Raw genomic sequence first — 18320 nt, forward strand, 5'->3', positions numbered from 1 at the left:
ATGTCCACCTCCTGTGAATTTGTCTTCTTGGGCATGCCAGAAGATTAGTCGTAAGACGCCATACAATGCGGACTGTCATGCGCCCGTGCATTCCTGCCTTCCTACACTCTACTGTATGCATCGGAAAATTCGTGCCAACTTGTTAGCTTAATCAATTCGACACAGTGTTCGAGAATCCTGCAATGATTTATACAAATTTCCCGATTTTCACACGCATTCTGCCTTTTTTGGTGACACCATCTGTCTCCAGCAGCCTGAATCGACCAAATCCATGAAAGGATACCACATCTCCAGCCTTCAGCATACAGGAAGGATTCTCCTCCTGCTTCCAGTTCACCCGACAGCGTCCTGCGCGAATTGGTGCCAGTACCTTACTCCGGCTCAGGCGGTACACGTCACTCACAATTCCGTCCAGACGTAAAGAGGCCACCGTAAGGTCCATGGTCTCATAGGCGGTCTCTGTCTTGATCAACTGATCAAGAGGAAGCAGCTCTGTTCGAACCTGTACCCGGTGGACTTGCCCTAGATGGGATGTAATGAATGAACTGATATCCGATGTCATCAATACATGACAGCCTTCATCCCGGACATGAAAATCGCCAATCTTGCCCCGCTTAATGCCAAGGCCAAGAATAGCACCCATATAATCACCATGCTCCAGCTCGGACAGCTTCTTATCCTCTGATGAGATGGAGAGCACTACGACTCCCATATCCTCATCGTCTAAATAACTGTAATCCGGGGCGATTAGTGCCCGCTGTCGTTCGGCTCCGTCGTAGCCGCCGTCCAGACGGACCTGCACATCCCCGTTTCTGGATGCAATGGTGCTCAGTATGTAAGCCTGCCGAGGATCAAGGAATTCGCTGAGCTTGCGCTCATGTAGCTCACTTGCACGCTCGATCCACTCCGAAGCACGATCTATGAAGTCCTTCTCATCAGCGTGGAAGTGCTCATATATCTCCGTATGCATGACATCCTCCTACACAAAGTAACGCAGGACGGAGATCAGACCTGAAGCAGCAAAACGCAGCACAATCAGAGCAATGATCGGCGAAATATCAATCATACCGAAGATCGGAGGAATGAACCTGCGGAAAGGCGACAGATAAGGCTCTACAAGCTTCGCGAGCAATTCCCCAATGAAGCTCTCACGGGCATTCGGAAGCCAAGACAACAGCACGTACACAATAATCATATAAGTATAAATTTGAAGCAATAAACCAACAACAATCTCAATACTCAAAACGCAATCACCTCATCCTATCTAGTTCAGATTCACTATCGGCTAAAATTTCAGTAATCGAGCCCTGAATTTCCACCGTGTCTGGCGTGCATAAGAAGATATTATGCCCTACCTTGGAGATACCACCGTTCACGGCATAGACGGTACCGCTCAAAAAATCAATAATCCGCAAAGCCTGATCTTTGCGTATACGTTGCAAATTAACGACGACGGAGCGATGAGAGCGCAGATGGTCGGCAATCTCCTGGGCTTCATCATATGAGCGCGGCTCGTAAAGGACAACCTTCACATTCTTCTGGGAATGAATACTGACTACATTGCTTCCTCTTTGGTTCTTACGCTTATCAAAGGCTGGAGTTTCAAGTTCTTCTTCCTGTAGCATTTCCCGCTCAACAACCTGCTCTTCCTCCTGCAGGCCCAGAAAGTTCATAAACTTATTCATTACGCCCATACTAGCCCTCCTCTTTTCCTACCAGGACAGATCCCAGACGCAGCCAGGTCGCACCTTCCTCAACGGCCACTTCAAAATCATTGGACATGCCCATGGATAATTCAGTCAAAGGCTCGGAAGTCAAGGCTTGTCCGTTCAGCTCATCCCTAAGATCACGCAGCCCGCGAAAGACCGGACGGGTCTGTTCGGGGTCCTCCTCATGCGGAGCCATCGTCATCAGCCCAATCACCTTCACATGCTTGAGGTGGGCTATATCCTTCAGGAAGGGCTGTACCGCTTCCGGTGCCAATCCGTACTTGCTCTCCTCGCCCGATATGTTCACCTGCAGAAAGGCTTGAATCTGCATGTCCAATCCTGAAGCTCTGCGTTCGAGCTCCTGAGCAAGTGATATTCGATCAAGAGAGTGAATATACTTGAATTTATCCACAATATCCTTAACCTTATTCGTCTGTAAATGGCCTATAAAATGCCATATTCCCCGTTCGCCAAGCTGCTCCCACTTCTCAGCAGCGTTCTGCCAGCGATTCTCACCGACATGCACAAGCCCACTGTCCAGAACAGCAGACATGGCTGGGACAGCCACATATTTCGTGACAGCAATCACATTCACATCATGACTGGCTCGGCCGCTCCGACTACAAGCTTCGCCGATTCGGGCCTGGACATCCTTTATTCTGTCTTCCAAGGACACAGGAAGGTTCACCTCTCTTCAAAGCCTATCCAGCTAGCCATCCTTCCCGTCATGCCATTCTCCTTGCGATAAGAGAAAAACAAATCGTTCCTGCAGCTGGTGCATAAAGTAGTACATTCGATATTAGACGCCAATATTCCTGCTTTCATCATAATCTGTCGATTGCATTGTTTCAAGTCAAGCATCGTTTTTCCCGCATCAGTAGGGTAATATACCTTCTGGTTCCATGAACCATTCCCCCCCGATTCTTCCTCCAAAACCCGTATATGACGCATCACATGCTCATCTACCTCATAGCAGCATGAGCCAATGGAAGGTCCAATTGCTGCGCGCAGATCGGCTCTCGATGTGCCGTATTGCTCTTCCATAGCTGTAATCATGCGCAATGCGATCTGACCGACTGTGCCCTTCCAGCCTGCATGCGCCAGACCTACGACTCGTTCTACGGGGTCCCAGAAATACAATGGGACGCAGTCAGCATAAAAAGAAGTCAGTAGCACACCTGGTACATTCGTAATCATTCCATCAGTATCTGCAAAAGCAGAAGCACGATCCCGGAAGCCCTTGCCCTTATCCTCAGCTGTCACGACAGCAATGCTTGTTCCGTGCACTTGCTCGCCACATGTCCAGGCCTCTGGTTCAAAGCCAAGACGACCTGCAAGCTGTATACGATTATTAAGCACAGCTGCAGGATCGTCTCCCACATGATAAGCACAGTTCAGGCTATAGTAAGGCGGTCTGCTGGTTCCCCCGCTCCGTGTCGTGAATCCAGCCTGCAGCCGTGCATCCTGTGCCCGCCAAGCCTCAAGATTCATTAAGCGCGGTACGGGACCTGACGAAAGTTCGCCTCCGCTCGTTGCTCCTGTCCATTCTTCAATCACAAATGGTTCCAATTCATTTCACCTCTACAGCCCAGTGTACCAAAATCAGCTCCGGGTGTCTCTACGTACCTTTGCGTTCCCATCGTTCCACATAGTCCCCTTGGGGTGTACGCCGTCTCTCCGTTTGAACCCCTGCCAGCTCCTCTAGTCGCACCAGGATGACATCCGTCCCGATCTTGACGATATGCTGCCACGGAATGACCAGCTCGCTCCCTCCACCGAACCAGCCTTTGAACACACCCGCTGCTGGTACAGTAATCGCCTCAATACGCCCGTATTCCAAATCCACTTCAAGATCGCCAAGCTGCCCCAGCCGCCTGCCATCCATGACATTTATGACGTCCTTCGTCTGAAATTCGGATATTTTAATCGTTCGCATGACAGTCCTCATCTCATCCACAGCCTCACATCCTTTACTTTGCAAGTATATGAGGGAGAATGTAAAAATGTCCTGTCCCACTAAATTTTATGCAGCAGTTCATCAGCTTTCAAGATGAAAAGGGCATCCTTCAAGATTCCCGATCTTGAAGGATGCCCTGATGGAAGCCATTTGAGATGGAAGCCATTTTATTTAGGATTTCACATGCTTTTGCATTTGCTGGATTGCCGACTTCTCAAGTCTGGATACCTGGGCCTGGGAGATGCCGATTTCATCAGCTACCTCCATTTGCGTCTTCCCTTCAAAAAAGCGCATGGACAATATCATTTTCTCACGCTGGCCCAGCCGTTGCATCGCCTCACGCAAGGCAATCTCCTCAATCCAGGATACATCCTTGTTCTTGTCATCGCTGATCTGGTCCATCACATAGATAGGATCACCGCCGTCGTGATAGATCGGCTCAAACAGGGATACAGGGTCCTGTATGGCATCCAGCGCGAAGACTACATCCTCCTTTGGAACATTGAGCACCTCGGAGATCTCAAAGATCGTCGGCTCTCTGGAATTCACAGTCGTCAGGTTATCCCTGACCTGAAGTGCCTTGTAGGCAATGTCTCGCAGGGAACGAGATACCCGGATCGGGTTGTTGTCACGCAGATAACGCCGAATCTCTCCAATAATCATAGGAACAGCGTAGGTCGAGAATTTTACATTCTGGGATAAGTCAAAATTATCTATAGCCTTCATCAGCCCAATACAGCCAACCTGGAACAGATCATCCACATATTCTCCCCGGTTGTTGAAGCGCTGGATGACGCTGAGGACGAGCCTCAGGTTCCCGTTAACCAGCTTTTCCCTGGCCGAGCGTTCATTGTGTTGCTGTAGAGCTGTGAATAATTCGCGCATTTCCACATTCGTCAGTACAGGCAGCTTGGCTGTATCCACACCGCAGATTTCAACTTTATTACGGGTCATCGTGTCTTACCTCCCAAGGAGCAACATTAATGTACATTATCTCCTTGAGGTCCAATTTTATTCGTCCCTCACACTCGTTCATGGACTCTGCTTCACTCACTTCATAGCTGTCGACGGGCGGCGGTATGCAATTGATAGCGCTACACCATTTTATTAAATTCCTTGCGCAGTCGACGAATGATTCTCTTCTCCAGCCTTGAGATATACGATTGGGAAATCCCAAGTAGATCCGCAACATCCTTCTGCGTCTTCTCCTCACCATCCTGTAATCCAAAGCGTAGCTCCATGATGAGTCGTTCACGATCCGTCAGCTTGTCGAGCGCCTTGTGCAGCAACTTGCGGTCCACCTGCTCCTCAATATTGCGATAGATAGTGTCATTTTCTGTACCAAGCACATCAGATAACAGCAGTTCGTTACCATCCCAGTCGATATTTAGCGGCTCGTCAAAGGACACCTCTGTGCGAGTCTTGTTGTTCCGTCTCAAGTACATCAGAATTTCATTCTCGATGCAGCGTGATGCGTAGGTCGCCAGCTTGATCTTCTTCTCCGGATCAAATGTATTCACCGCTTTGATGAGACCAATCGCCCCAATGGATACGAGATCTTCGATATTAATCCCCGTATTCTCGAACTTACGGGCTATATAGACAACCAGGCGCAGATTGCGCTCAATCAGGACAGCACGTATCGCCGAGTCTCCTGAGGGGAGCTTCTGTAGCAGATAGTCCTCCTCCTCGCGGGTTAACGGCGGGGGAAGGGCCTCGCTGCCTCCGATATAGTAGATTTCCTCCGTCTTCAAGCCCAGCAGGAACAGCACCCGATAATACTGCAATTGAATAGACAGCTTCCATTTGACAGGCAACACTTGTAAACGCATCAAATTCCTCCTACCTCAGGATTTAAAGAAGCGACGATTAGATCAGGATGAATGACAGCCCGGTAACGACCTTCAGACGACAGCGTACCGCTGTCCAGCCCGATTAATACCCGCTTGCTTGTGGAACGAAGGCCGTTCATCGTCACAGTCACCTCATCAGGCTTCAGAGCCAGCATGAACGCCGTGCCTTTGTTAATGCCTCGATACGGAATCAGCCGTAACCGATCCTGCCATCGGAACTCCTCTTCGCCTAGCTCGGTGACCAGGTTGTCCGCCTCTCCATTCTTCAATTTACGCTCCCATGATTCTGGAAAATAGGTGCTCCATAGCGAAAGCTCCATGATCATCACGGGAATTCTCGTCAGTGGGTCAACAAGCTGATTGCCCGTATCCAGCAGGCCTGTACAACGGACAGATACACCATCAATGCTGGCCTCTACCTCTCCCAGATAGCTGCCAAGCTGTTCAGAGCGTTGTCTCGCAGCCTGAACTGTCTTGAAGATAATCATCACCACCGCGAACATGCACAGCACGAACCAGAAGCCAATCTTCAGCTCAAAAGATAATCCCCCCGAGGCTGAAAACCAGATCCCATTCATGACCTCACCAGGATTCTGTACTAGATAGTGCGTCCCCAGAATACCTCCAGCCGCTACAAAATTCACGATATAGAACGCCCCCAACGTCCGTAGGAAGCGCTGTAGTCCCCCGAATCCAAAGGAAATCAGAAGCATGATGACAGACAGCATGAACTTGATCAGAAAGGTAAAGGCAAACGTAAGCGGCGGAAAAAACATCATTACGACATAAGCGGCACCTACAGCCGAGGACAGAAGCACCCTCCACCATGCTGGCCGCAGCTTTCTCATCCAGGCCGTCACCATAATCAATACTGCGTCGATTACCAGATTGACCAAGAAGATGAGATCCAGATACACTACCAATCGTTTCACCCGCCTGTGCAATTTACAGGATACGGTTAAGTATAAGAGGAGTGAATTTCAAAGTCTGTCTAACTTTGTAGGCATGTGCCCAACTAATTTTGTCGGATGAAGGGGGCGGGGGGCTACGGGTTGGAGGTTTCTTACGATCGCTGTTAAAACCCGATTACCAGATTAGACAAAAATAATTGGATGAAATCGGGCTTTAAAGGCGAGCACTTTGTTTCTTCAGAAATCCTCCACCCCTCCGCTACAGCATCGCAGTTATTAGGTGGAGTACATGGCTAGTTAGCTGCTGTCGGATGAACTTGCGCGAATAAATTCCTTATTTTTCATTTATAAGATTATTATGACTAGAGGTTTCGCAAATCACGTGTTAAAGTCCTAAGTACACTTGTAACATTCAGAGAGAAAAGGGGAAGATTGTGAATGAAGAGAAACGCGATAGTATTTGCAGCTTTAGCACTCATACTGTCAGGGACTATGCTGTTCCCTGCCGTGTCGTCAGCAGCCGAGGCTGACACCACTACTGATCCCTTCGGTACAAACATCGAATCGGGAGCAGAAATCTCTCCAACAGACGAAACGGTCACAGATGAGGAATTGTATGGGGATTTGGATCCAGAGCTTGTACAAGAGTATATCGAGTACATGGATTATTGGGATCAACTCGGTCAGCTCGATGTTTATGAAGACAAGGGAATAGATACATTCAACAATACTCCTGAACTTACGAATGCCACTCGCAAACAAATTTTTCTAGACTTGAATAACACAATTGTCCCTAATTACACTAAATACGTATCCGGACTCAAACAAATCCAACCGGCTCATCCGAAGCTTGCCTCCATTCACCAAAAGCTTATCCGCGGCTCATACCTTCAGCTTGAAGGTATGATGCTCTACAAAAAAGCAGTATCCAAAACGAAAATCAACTGGACTTTGTATCATCAAATCAATCCCAAAATCGCGGCGAGCAAAGAGCTGATGTATCAGGCCGGAGCAGAGATGTATGAATATTCGGCCAGATTTGAATAGTAGCTTGCTGCGGCCAGAATCAAATATTGACGAAAAAGAACCGGTGCGCCCGGTTCTTTTGTTTTTTTCATAGATACTATTATTTACTCCAGATATCGACGGAATCATATCTTTGATTAACCAACGTTCACTCTTGATTCTAATCCGTCACCTACGTTAATTGCTTGACATCGCCAAGGCCTGATCCAGAACTGCCGGACCATTCCCTCTGCCGTAGGCCACCGTGTCGATGACATCGACCGGAATGCTGTACGGGGCCGCAATTTCAGTTACAGCATTTTTACGCATGCGGACCTGGGGACCGAGCAGAATCGCAATTACATGGTCGCTGATGCCCGACAGCTCATCCTTGATTGTGCTTTCGGGAATGGCTATAATGTCGATTTCGAGAGATCTTGCTTCCGCTTCTTTTTTCATCTTGGATACCAGAATTGAAGTAGACATGCCGGCTGAACAGGCAAGAATAATTGTTTTCATAGTTAACGCCTCCTGATCCGATTTTTTCATCATTCAGTTACTTGTACTCTTCATCCAAATCAACGGTAAGCGAACGTTCAGCGATAATTGACTTGTACCAGTAACCGGATTTTTTCAAATGCCGGCTGCGGTCGTTCTCCAGGTTGATTTCAACCAGTCCATAGCGGTTCTTGAACGCATTCATCGGGGATACATTATCCGTGAAGGCCCACAACATGTACCCTTTGCAGTTGGAACCGTCCTCCACGGCTTTGAGTGTATAGTACAAATGCTCGCTGATGAAGGAAATCCGGTAATCATCCTGAATGATCTGCTCTTCATTTTTGAATATCGCCTCGTTCTCGATACCCATTCCATTCTCGGAAATAAACCATTCGATATTGTTGTATTCGTTTTTGATACGTATGCCCATATCATAAATAATTTTAGGGTAAATTTCCCACCCACGCGATTTGTTCATTTTCTTGCCTGGAAGATCAAAATGCTCATAGTAATAAGACGGGTGAAAAGGTGCATTTTCATTCCAAGCCTTAGTCTGCGTCTTTACTCGGTGCGGATAATACAAATTAATACCCGCGTAATCAATCGTGTTATTTTTGATGATAGCCAGTTCTTCCGGTGTAGACTCGAATGTGATATCATGCTTATTCATCAGTTCGAACAATTCCTCGGGGTATTCCCCTTTGATCAGAGGGTCCATAAATACCCGGTTGTAGAACAGATCGTATACATGGGCTGCATACTGATCGTGCGGCGCGCTTGAGCGGGCATATGTTACCTCGGGATTGAGAATGGCGCCGATCTTCGCACCGTTTTTGCCATAGCCTTGCTTCTTGAACAATTGCACGCATTTGGCGGTTGCGAGTGTTTTATTGTAATTCCACTGCATCCACTTGCGGGTGTTCTGCTCATAGGGATAACGCAGCGCATCCAGATAGACGCGGGTCTGCACTACAATCGGCTCATTAAAGGTAAACCAGTGCTTGACACGGTCGCCGTAGCGTTCAAACACCTTTTTCGCATACTTCACGAATAGTTCAACCACATGCTTTGATGACCATCCATCATATTTATCCAACAGATACGCCGGCAGCTCATAGTGCTCCAGACAAATCATCGGCTCGACACCACTCGCTATCAGTTCGTCAATGACCCGTCCCACGTAATCCGCATAGGTTTCGTCTACAATCACATTTTCATAGTCGGTTAAAAAACGGGACCAGTTAATAGAGGTACGGAAATGCGTCAGTCCAATCTGCTTCATAAGTGCGATATCTTCGCTGTAGCGATTATAGAAGTCGGTCGCGCCGGCCGGACCATATCCGTTATGCCAGACATGGCGGTCATTGATATACCACCTGTCAAGATAAGAATCCTGCCCTTCCTTCTTGCCGCTCCACCCTTCTGTCTGCCAGGCGGATGAAGCAGCCCCTATTATAAAATCAGCCGGGATGTTCATTGTATGCTTAGCCATTGATTACTCCTCCTTAACTCCGCAATTTTTCTACTTACTCTGCGGTCCGCTTGTTGGCAATTCTGACGAACGGCAGATAGATTAATATTGCAACCGCAATACACACAAGCTGGGTAATGACCGCCCCGATGCTTCCACCTGTTGACAGGTAGGCATTAATAATCGGCGGTGTGGTCCAAGGCACCATGACGACCGTACGGCCGGCAAAACCAAGCAATGTCGAGAAGTAACCGATGGTGCCCGTAACAAGCGGCGTGATAATGAACGGAATAGCCATAATAGGGTTCAACATGATCGGAAGCCCGAAAATAACCGGCTCATTAATATTAAATAGTCCCGGACCCATTGATAGCTTAGTAATCTCCTTCATATCCTCGCGTTTGGAGGCGATCAGGATGCTGATAAGCAGAGCCAGAGTAACGCCGGAACCGCCGATGCTCATGTAGATGTCCCAGAACGGCATCGTAATAATATTAGGGATAGGCAGCCCTTGCTCATAAGCAGTCATGTTAACGGTAATGGCTCCAAGCAGCAGCGGCTCGCGAATCGGCTTTACCATCTGATTGCCGTGGATGCCGATGACCCAGAAAATTTGCGCAACCAGCATCAAGGTCAAGATACCCGGTAGACCTTGCACAACCGTCTCCAGCGGTTTTTGCACCACATTATACACGGCATCATACAAATACAGGCCTGTAAACATATGAAAGAAAAATCCGACGGCCGAGAACACTGTTACGGTAATAATCGTCGGAATCAGCGCCGAGAACGACACGGCCACATTGGGGGGCACACTTTCCGGCATCTTAATTTTGAGCTTATCCGATTTGCCCAGCTTACTGTACAGCTCGACAGACAGGATAGACACAAAAATACCAAGAAACAAGCTTTTCGTATCTGTAAATTGACGCGCAATCACATTCGTAACCTCTTGCATCTCACCGTTCACCATCAGTTGAAGCGTTGTTGGCGTAACGGAAACAAAGCAGATGACCGCTAGCAATCCTGGAAAAAAATTCTTCTCTCCGTTAATTCTACCTAATTCCAGACCAATCATAAAGATGGCGAGTATGGTCAGAATATTTAAGCTGGCATAGTTGATCGCGGTAAAAATCGGCTTGTAATCCGCCAAAAATGCAAACGGGCGAAAATGAGCCAACCCGTTCGTCGGGTCCATCACCATATTGGATATAAGGACCGCGAAAGCGCCTACAATAATAACAGGCATCAGTGTGATGAAAGCAGATTTGATAGCCATAATATACTTAAAATTGTTAATGGCGTTCGCTACTGATGTAAGGCCATTAACAACTTTATCCTTGAGTGCCATCAGAAAGACCTCCCTCTACGATTTCGACCCCAATTGCTCAATACGTTCATACAAGTCCACAAACTCGGAGGCCATGTCGTGAATGGAAATCGCATTCATCAAATGATCCTGGGCATGAACCATCATGACGGACACCTCCATCTTCTCCCCTTCTGCTTCCTTCCGGATTAATCCGGTCTGAATTTTGTGAGAGGATATCAGTTCTTTTTTTGCAGCTGCCAGCTCCTCTCTTGCTTCAGTGAACTTGCCTGCTTTGGCAAGCTCAATCGCTTCCATCGCCGAGCTGCGGGCATTGCCTGCGTACAAAATGATCTGAAATACAATTTCAGTCTCATCCAGAATCTCATCACCAACGGAATTGTTTATTTCTTTTTCGCTCACTCTTATGGTCCCTCCTTCAGAGCAGCCCTGATTTAGCAGCACCCCTTACTGTAGCTGTTGGCTGTAAATTTATTATAAATTGCAATCGTTTACAATTTAACATAAGCTTTTTCCTCTTCTTAACGGAAAATAACTATATACAAAAAGAGGAATATCCCTCTTTAGAGAATCGGGATATTCCTCCATACGTCGTTTCACTGGATTAAATCTTATGCATGCTCATGGAGAACTCGAGCAAAATCCGAATACGTCTTACATTTAATCAGCTGCTGGACCAGAGCTTCGTTATTCAAAATCGTAAGCAAAATATTGTACATGCTCTGTACATCCTCCGTTTTACTGCGCTGCATGCACAGTACGCATACAAACTGCACCGGCTTGCCGTCCCAATCAATAGGCTTCAGCAGCGTGCATACAGCCCAAAAGGTCGAATCAGCAAACGGCTCCATCGGATGGGGAATCGCTACAAAATTGCCGAACGAAGTGGGAGACATCGCTTCACGCTCCAGCACAGACTCCAGGAACGGGCCTTTGACAAGCCCCGCCTCCTTAATCCTGTCTACCATAAACGCCAGCACTTCCTCCTTGCTGTCCATTTTCTGCTGAAGAAAAACGAGCTTTTTCCGTATATAATGGATAGCCGGCAATCCAGTTTCCGAGATAGCTTGCTCAATCTTGTCTACGTCCGTGCCGCCGAGAAACGTATTGACATGTATGATCGGTACCGATAGCTTTTCGGAGACGGGTATCGTGCTGATTACAAAATCCAGCGAATCGAGCGGCATCTGCTTGAGCTTGTAAAATTCAGTCGTACCGACAATGTCCAGCTTGGAGCCAAATACCGATTGCAGCTTGTAGTAGAGCAATTTAGCGCTTCCCCTGCCCGATGCGCATACGATCAGGCATCTCTTAGGAGTGTTCTGCTCTTTTTTTCGCTCAATCGCGGCACCGATATGAATAGCAAGGTAGCCAATTTCATTTTCTTCAATTTCAAAGCCAAGCCGCTTCCTGATCGTTTCACCCGCCAGTATCCCCGCTTCAAAGGCCAACGGATAATTGGATTTGATCTCATCCAGCATCGGATTGCGCAAATTCATCCCATATCTGAAACGGTTAATGACTGGTTTGAGGTGCAGACACAATGCCACAAGCAGCTCCTTGTCATGGCGGATGCCTAGTTGCATTCCTTTTTCAATATGATCCAATATTTCAACTGCCAGGTCGTATATTTCGCCGTCTATCATCCCTTTAATTTCCGTATCGTCCATATTAGCCGCTACAATCGTTCTTACACCAAGCAAATGTACCGCTATATACGCAACTTCAGCGAAAGGAAAGGAATGATTCATCTTGCGCTCAAGACTGGACACTATCTCAGATGCCACGCCAAATTCCTTCTGCGCCTCAATCTTTTTCATTTCTTGCGGATAAAAAGAGACATACCTTTCATCCCGTATCCGCTTACAAGCTATTGCGATATGAATGACCAGATTGTTGAGCGCAATATCGGATAATATAATGTCATTGACTTCAATGCGTTCAAGAATAACCTCTCTGATTAAATCCATTTCTTCATCAGAAAGAATGGATGGAGAATGCGTGCTCTCGGGTGCAATCTCCGTACGGCTAAAAATATAATCGGACATGCAGTAGCGTAGCTGAGTCTCGCTTCCCTTGATTTTAACACCGTAATGGGGACGATTCTCCAGCGTCAAGCCGTAATTCTTCAATATTCGCCGTACTTCCCTGATGTCATTTTGTATCGTTGGACGGCTTACAAACAGTAGGTCAGCCAAGTCTTCAAGCCTGAAATATTCCTCCGTCAACAGCAACTTCCTGATCAGAAAACGATGTCTGCTCTCGGATGATCCGCTTACTTGCTGCGGTGTAGCCGCTTCATTTTCTTTCAATTGCTTCAGCAAATGTCGGAAACGCTGCTCATCATGGATTTCAAGCTGATATCCTGCTCCCTTTAGCGACTTGATTGTGGCTCCATGTGTGGACAACAATGCGGATAATTCCTTCAGATCCGTCCGAATGGTGCGTGATGACACATTCAACAGTTTGGCTAGATACTCACTGCTAACAATTTGCTCGGAAATCAATAGGTGAAGAAGATGAAAAATCCGCAACAACGAAACTCCTTTCAATATTAGGATCGACTGTATCCTTCAATAAAAAAAAGGAATGTCCTGCAAGTAGAATACTACTTGGGGACATTCCTGCTAATTTATGTTAGTCATTGTTGTTCCGCGGACGGTTGCGCAGGAAGGTCGGGATATCCAGCTGATCGCTCTGCTGGTTGCCGAACGGACGCAGGTTGGACGGACGCTCTTCCTGTTCTGGCTGACTTGCTGCCGGCTTGCGGGAAGGAGCAGATGGAGCTGGCTTGCCTTCGAAGCCTGTAGCAATAACAGTTACTTTAATCTCTTCTTTCATGTCATCGTCAATAATCGCACCGAAGATCATATTCACTTCCGGATCAGACGCAGAAGTCACGATCTCGGCCGCTTCATTCACTTCATACAGAGAGAGATTAGCGCCGCCTGTAATGTTCATGATTACCCCGCGTGCCCCTTCAATCGACGTCTCCAGCAGTGGGCTCATAATAGCCTTGCGCGCAGCCTCGGCAGCACGGTTCTCGCCTGTTGCCAGTCCGATCCCCATCAGGGCTGAACCACGCTCAGTCATGATTGTCTTCACGTCAGCGAAGTCAAGGTTGATGAGACCCGGTACAGCAATCAGATCAGAGATGCCTTGTACGGCTTGACGAAGTACATTATCTGCCTCGCGGAAAGCCTCCAGCATTGGAGTCTTCTTATCTACAATCTCCAACAATCGATCATTCGGAATGACGATCAGGGTATCTACCTTTTCCTTCAGGCCTTCGATCCCTTGCTCGGCATGTGTAGACCGCTTGCGACCCTCAAAGGTGAACGGGCGTGTAACCACACCTACTGTCAATGCTCCGCATTCCTTTGCAATCTCAGCGATAACTGGCGCAGCACCTGTTCCGGTACCGCCGCCCATTCCGGCTGTAACGAACACCATGTCTGCCCCTTTCAGGGTATTCATAATCAGATCACGGGACTCCTCAGCAGCCTTCTTGCCCACATCAGGGTTAGCGCCAGCACCCAGACCGCGAGTCAGCTTATCGCCGATTTGCAGCTTATGCTCGGATTTGGCCAGATGAAGTGCTTGGGCATCCGTATTGACCGTAATGAATTCAACGCCTTGTACTCCATTATCAATCATGCGGTTGACAGCATTGCTACCGCCCCCACCGACGCCTATCACTTTAATTTGGGCCAAACTCTCCATTTCAAAATCAAATTCCAACATACTATTCCCTCTCCCCCTCAATGTGCATGGCTAGCTCGTCCATGTATGGCACTCAACCGTTATATAAATTCACTGAACATGTTTTTCAAACGTTCGATAAATCCCGGTTTTTGCTCTTTTTCCGGAGCGGGACTGCTCTTCGTTCGATTGGCCGGCTTCTTGGCACTTACGTTGCCACTTTGGCTGCGCACACGATACTGGCGTACCGCATTTTGCAAAATACCGACTCCGCTAGTAAAACTAGGGTCACGAACACCAATGAAATCCGGCACTGCAATCCTTACCGAAGCAGCCAGCTCACCTTGAGCTACTTGAAGTACACCTGGCATGGATACAGTTCCTCCCGTAAGTATATAACCCCCAGGAAGCTCCGTGTAACCAAGTCGTCTTACTTCGGCCTGAACCAGCTGGAATATCTCCTGCACTCGAGGCTCGATGATCGCAGCCAAGTCCTGCTGATTAAATTCCTTGTCCACATTACTACCGATGCGCGTTACCTTGAACAGGACATCTGTAGCCGCATCATCATAATTGGCACAGCCGTATTTCAGCTTCACCTTCTCAGCCTGGTCGGTTAACGTTCTCAATCCATAAGCGATATCATTGGTTACGAATTCGCCACCAATCGGCAAAGTCGATGTAGCCACAATACTACCTTCCTCAAAGATCGCAATCGTGGTAGACCCTGCCCCAACATCGACAAGTGCTGAACCCATCGTCTTCTCATCCTTGGACAGAGACAATTGTCCCGTACCAAGCGGAAGCAGGACCAGATCAACAATACGCAAGCCACTCTTCTCAACACAACGCAGTAGGTTATGTATAGGCGTCTTGGCTCCTGTTACGATGGTAGCCTCTACCTCAAGTCTTACCCCAATCATGCCACGTGGGTCCTGGATGCCCTCCAGACCATCCACGATATATTGCTTGGCCACTACATCAATAATTTCTCTCTCCGGAGGAACTGCAATGACTTCCGCAGCCTTCAGCACCCGTTCGATATCCTCTTCACCGATCTCGCGGTCCTCATTAGAGACCGCCACCACGCCATGGCTTGTCTGCAGGCCAATATGATTGCCAGTGATACCCACGTATACTTCAGTTATCTGAATACCTACCATGCGTTCCGCATGATCAACTGCACTGCGGATCGATTGCACGGTCTGATCGATATCTACGATTGCACCTTTGCGAATTCCTTCCGAGTCGGCAGATCCAACTCCAATAATATTAAAGGTTCCATTATTCATTTCACCTATAATAGCCCGAACTTTGGATGTACCGATGTCCAAACTAACAATGATGTCATTGTTACTCAAGTCTGTGGCACCTCCTAACTCCAAATGATTTGTCATCTCTAAACATACCTCTACAAATATTCAACACTATTTATACGATCCCTCTTTTTTCTACAAATTTTTTCGGTGCCAACTTCTGGCCAAAGATATAAAAATTTCAAGAAAAAAGAAGGAATACCGAGCTAGAGCTCATAAAACTCATTTTATCATTTTTTCAGATCACTGAGTAGTGGCATTTTCGAAGCTACCATCTTCCTCGCGCGGTTTGAAAGGAACATACGTATCCGCTTGAAACATAGTGATCATTCCTGGCTCTTCCGTCTCAATGACCTGATTCAGATAACTAATCTTCTTCTCAAGTAATGATACAGCTGTCAGCACTTCGAACTGGCTCCGGGTATACATTCGAATACGATCCGGAAAGGAAGGAGTAGGGTCTGGTAAAATCTCTGAAATATCAGCAGTCCACTCACTAGGAATGTTGGCTAAAGTCTGACTAAGCTTAATTTTAATGGGATCATCGGATTTCCATTGTGTCAGAATGGGCTTCTCTACAGCAATTCCACTGCTGGATACCTCCACGCTTGTCCCGTTCGAGAGAATGGCTCTAAGTTCTCCATCTGTATTTACCTCGTAGGCCACTGTAGGGTATTCCTTGATCTGAATGCTAATCTCCCCTGGGAAATGCTTGTCCACATTCACCATCTGGATGGATTGAATCTGCTTCAGGCGACTAATGATCTCTTCCTTACTGGCACCAAAAAATTGACCACCAATTTCCAGACCACTCTGCTCCAGCAGCTTGTCCTGCGGCGTAAACGTACTTCCCTGAAATTGAACCGCTGTAATCTGGCTTAATGAGGACCTGAAAAAAAGGACCGCTAGCAGCACGATAAATAAAAAGAAAAGGGTCCAGGCTATTTTTCGACTTGTATTCCTTTTTGGCCTGCTCTCTCTGAGTGCAGGGATCTGGGCTTTATGCATATGAACTCCCCATAGAAGCCTCTCGTCCCCTCCGACAGGGAGGGGACGCTGCAGGCAATGTTAATTAGCAAAATCAAGCTCCTCCGGTACAACAGACTGACGACGCATCTTGGCTCCAAGACTCTGGAATAGTAGTTCAAGTCTATCATAGCCTCGATCAATATGATGGACCTGCTCAACGATTGTTCGTCCCTGAGCAGCGAGACCTGCAATCACCAATGCGGCTCCCGCACGCAGATCCGTTGCCTCGACAGTAGCACCGTAGAGACGGGGAACTCCCCGAATCAAGGCTGCATTCGCGTCCACTGAAATGTCAGCACCCATGACGTTCAACTCGTTCACATGCTTGAAGCGACTCTCGAATACCGTCTCCTTCATGATGCTGAAGCCATCAGCCAAGGACAACAGTACCATTACCTGAGACTGCAGATCGGTTGGAAATGATGGATAGGGTGAGGTAACAATACGGCCAACAGGCTTGGGACGGGTCATACAGCTTACTTTTATTATATCATTGCAAGCATTGATTTGAACACCAGCCCGCCGGAGGACGTGCAGGAGCGACGAGATATGACCCGGATTACAGCCTGTAAGTGTCACGTTGCCACGAGTTGCTGCTGCCGCAATCATAATCGTGCCTGCAACGATCCGATCAGGAATAATCCCGTACGAACAGGATTGTAGCGATTTTACACCAGTAATCGTAATCGTATCTGTCCCTGCTCCAATGACCTGAGCGCCCATTGTGTTCAGAAAGCGCTGAAGATCCTGAATTTCCGGCTCCCTAGCCGCATTGGTAATCGTCGTCCTTCCTTCGGCAAGTACCGCTGCCATCATGATATTCTCTGTGGCTCCTACGCTTGGGAACTCCAGATGAATATCTGCACCAGTCAATCTTGACGCACGACAGGTAATCTGCTCGCTCTGCTCGATAATCTCTGCTCCGAGCGCACGCAAACCATCCAGATGTAGATCTATCTTGCGTTCTCCGATGGCACACCCACCTGGCTGGTATACTGTAACTTCACCGTATTTGGCCAGGAGCGGTCCCATCAGAAAGATGGATGATCTCATCTGCTTCATCAGGTCTTCCGGAATGACGGTCGTGGATAACGTTGAAGCATCTACCTTCACTGCCTGCTGTTCATAGCTGACATTGCAGCCCAGGCGTCCGAGAATGCCAATCATCACCTGGATGTCCAGCAGATTCGGGACGTTGCGGATTTGCACTTCGCCGTTGGCAAGCAGGCTTGCTGCCAAGATCGGGAGCGCCGCATTTTTGGCACCGTGAATGCCAACAGTTCCGGACAGAGGATATCCGCCCTCAATAACCAGTTTATCCAATGTATCACCTCCGAGTTCTACCGCTCACCCACCACGAGGTTACTCCGGCTCAAGGAGAATGCCGGCATGAGATGATATTTGCTTTGAATATGCTGCAAAAGGGTAAGCACGTCCTCTGCTGTCGCTAGCCCGGTGTTGATTATCGCTTTGGCGCAGCACAGCCTCAATGGACTGAGTTGTATGGACACATCTGACCCTGGGTCCGGCTTTCAT

19 protein-coding genes are annotated in these 18320 nt (G+C 47.9%); 1 reads left to right on the forward strand and 18 read right to left on the reverse strand.

What is annotated here, in order from left to right:
* Positions 1–187: 187 nt before the first annotated feature.
* The 9 genes from MKX74_RS17855 to spoIIGA form a co-directional block, all read right to left on the reverse strand.
* Positions 188–970 carry a YlmH family RNA-binding protein gene (locus MKX74_RS17855; RefSeq protein WP_341179308.1) on the reverse strand — a complete coding sequence of 261 codons (783 nt, stop codon included), beginning with the start codon at positions 968–970 and terminating at the stop codon, positions 188–190.
* Between the two features lie 9 nt (positions 971–979).
* Entirely contained in the window at positions 980–1243 is a 264-nt protein-coding gene (locus MKX74_RS17860; RefSeq protein WP_018886802.1) for a YggT family protein, read from the reverse strand.
* Positions 1244–1250: 7 nt separating this feature from the next.
* On the reverse strand, positions 1251–1694 hold the full coding sequence (locus MKX74_RS17865) for a cell division protein SepF (RefSeq protein ID WP_018886801.1): 444 nt from the start codon (positions 1692–1694) through the stop codon (positions 1251–1253).
* Position 1695: 1 nt separating this feature from the next.
* Complete coding sequence (locus MKX74_RS17870; RefSeq protein ID WP_341179309.1) at positions 1696–2385, reverse strand: YggS family pyridoxal phosphate-dependent enzyme; 690 nt, start codon at positions 2383–2385, stop codon at positions 1696–1698.
* A gap of 8 nt (positions 2386–2393) precedes the next feature.
* Positions 2394–3278 (reverse strand): peptidoglycan editing factor PgeF, encoded by an 885-nt coding sequence (pgeF, locus tag MKX74_RS17875; protein ID WP_341179310.1) that lies wholly within the window; start codon positions 3276–3278, stop codon positions 2394–2396.
* A 49-nt stretch (positions 3279–3327) separates the two neighbouring features.
* Positions 3328–3666: a YlmC/YmxH family sporulation protein gene (locus MKX74_RS17880; protein ID WP_445667282.1), complete on the reverse strand. Its 339-nt coding sequence runs from the start codon at positions 3664–3666 to the stop codon at positions 3328–3330.
* A 171-nt stretch (positions 3667–3837) separates the two neighbouring features.
* The gene (sigG, locus tag MKX74_RS17885) at positions 3838–4620 is read right to left on the reverse strand and encodes an RNA polymerase sporulation sigma factor SigG (protein ID WP_018886797.1); all 783 of its coding nucleotides are present in this window, start codon (positions 4618–4620) and stop codon (positions 3838–3840) included.
* 140 nt (positions 4621–4760) lie between these two features.
* Positions 4761–5483: an RNA polymerase sporulation sigma factor SigE gene (sigE, locus tag MKX74_RS17890; RefSeq protein ID WP_025680830.1), complete on the reverse strand. Its 723-nt coding sequence runs from the start codon at positions 5481–5483 to the stop codon at positions 4761–4763.
* A 14-nt stretch (positions 5484–5497) separates the two neighbouring features.
* Positions 5498–6442 carry a sigma-E processing peptidase SpoIIGA gene (gene spoIIGA / locus MKX74_RS17895; RefSeq protein ID WP_018886795.1) on the reverse strand — a complete coding sequence of 315 codons (945 nt, stop codon included), beginning with the start codon at positions 6440–6442 and terminating at the stop codon, positions 5498–5500.
* Between the two features lie 426 nt (positions 6443–6868).
* Between spoIIGA and MKX74_RS17900 the strand changes: the two genes are divergently transcribed.
* Positions 6869–7477 carry a hypothetical protein gene (locus tag MKX74_RS17900; RefSeq protein WP_341179311.1) on the forward strand — a complete coding sequence of 203 codons (609 nt, stop codon included), beginning with the start codon at positions 6869–6871 and terminating at the stop codon, positions 7475–7477.
* A 156-nt stretch (positions 7478–7633) separates the two neighbouring features.
* Here MKX74_RS17900 and MKX74_RS17905 read toward each other — a convergent pair whose 3' ends face one another.
* The 9 genes from MKX74_RS17905 to murA form a co-directional block, all read right to left on the reverse strand.
* Positions 7634–7954 carry a PTS sugar transporter subunit IIB gene (locus tag MKX74_RS17905; protein WP_341179312.1) on the reverse strand — a complete coding sequence of 107 codons (321 nt, stop codon included), beginning with the start codon at positions 7952–7954 and terminating at the stop codon, positions 7634–7636.
* Positions 7955–7991: 37 nt separating this feature from the next.
* Entirely contained in the window at positions 7992–9428 is a 1437-nt protein-coding gene (locus MKX74_RS17910) for a glycoside hydrolase family 1 protein (RefSeq protein ID WP_341179313.1), read from the reverse strand.
* A gap of 34 nt (positions 9429–9462) precedes the next feature.
* Complete coding sequence (locus MKX74_RS17915) at positions 9463–10758, reverse strand: PTS sugar transporter subunit IIC (RefSeq protein ID WP_341179314.1); 1296 nt, start codon at positions 10756–10758, stop codon at positions 9463–9465.
* Between the two features lie 15 nt (positions 10759–10773).
* Entirely contained in the window at positions 10774–11139 is a 366-nt protein-coding gene (locus MKX74_RS17920) for a PTS lactose/cellobiose transporter subunit IIA (protein WP_018886789.1), read from the reverse strand.
* A 209-nt stretch (positions 11140–11348) separates the two neighbouring features.
* Complete coding sequence (locus MKX74_RS17925; protein WP_341179315.1) at positions 11349–13271, reverse strand: BglG family transcription antiterminator; 1923 nt, start codon at positions 13269–13271, stop codon at positions 11349–11351.
* Between the two features lie 103 nt (positions 13272–13374).
* Positions 13375–14481: a cell division protein FtsZ gene (gene ftsZ, locus MKX74_RS17930; RefSeq protein ID WP_018886787.1), complete on the reverse strand. Its 1107-nt coding sequence runs from the start codon at positions 14479–14481 to the stop codon at positions 13375–13377.
* Positions 14482–14540: 59 nt separating this feature from the next.
* Positions 14541–15800: a cell division protein FtsA gene (gene ftsA, locus MKX74_RS17935; RefSeq protein ID WP_018886786.1), complete on the reverse strand. Its 1260-nt coding sequence runs from the start codon at positions 15798–15800 to the stop codon at positions 14541–14543.
* 198 nt (positions 15801–15998) lie between these two features.
* Positions 15999–16763: a cell division protein FtsQ/DivIB gene (locus MKX74_RS17940; protein ID WP_341179316.1), complete on the reverse strand. Its 765-nt coding sequence runs from the start codon at positions 16761–16763 to the stop codon at positions 15999–16001.
* 60 nt (positions 16764–16823) lie between these two features.
* Entirely contained in the window at positions 16824–18107 is a 1284-nt protein-coding gene (gene murA, locus MKX74_RS17945; protein ID WP_018886784.1) for a UDP-N-acetylglucosamine 1-carboxyvinyltransferase, read from the reverse strand.
* Positions 18108–18320 lie beyond the last annotated feature (213 nt).

Source organism: Paenibacillus sp. FSL K6-1230, assembly GCF_038002385.1.
Lineage (GTDB): Bacteria > Bacillota > Bacilli > Paenibacillales > Paenibacillaceae > Paenibacillus > Paenibacillus massiliensis.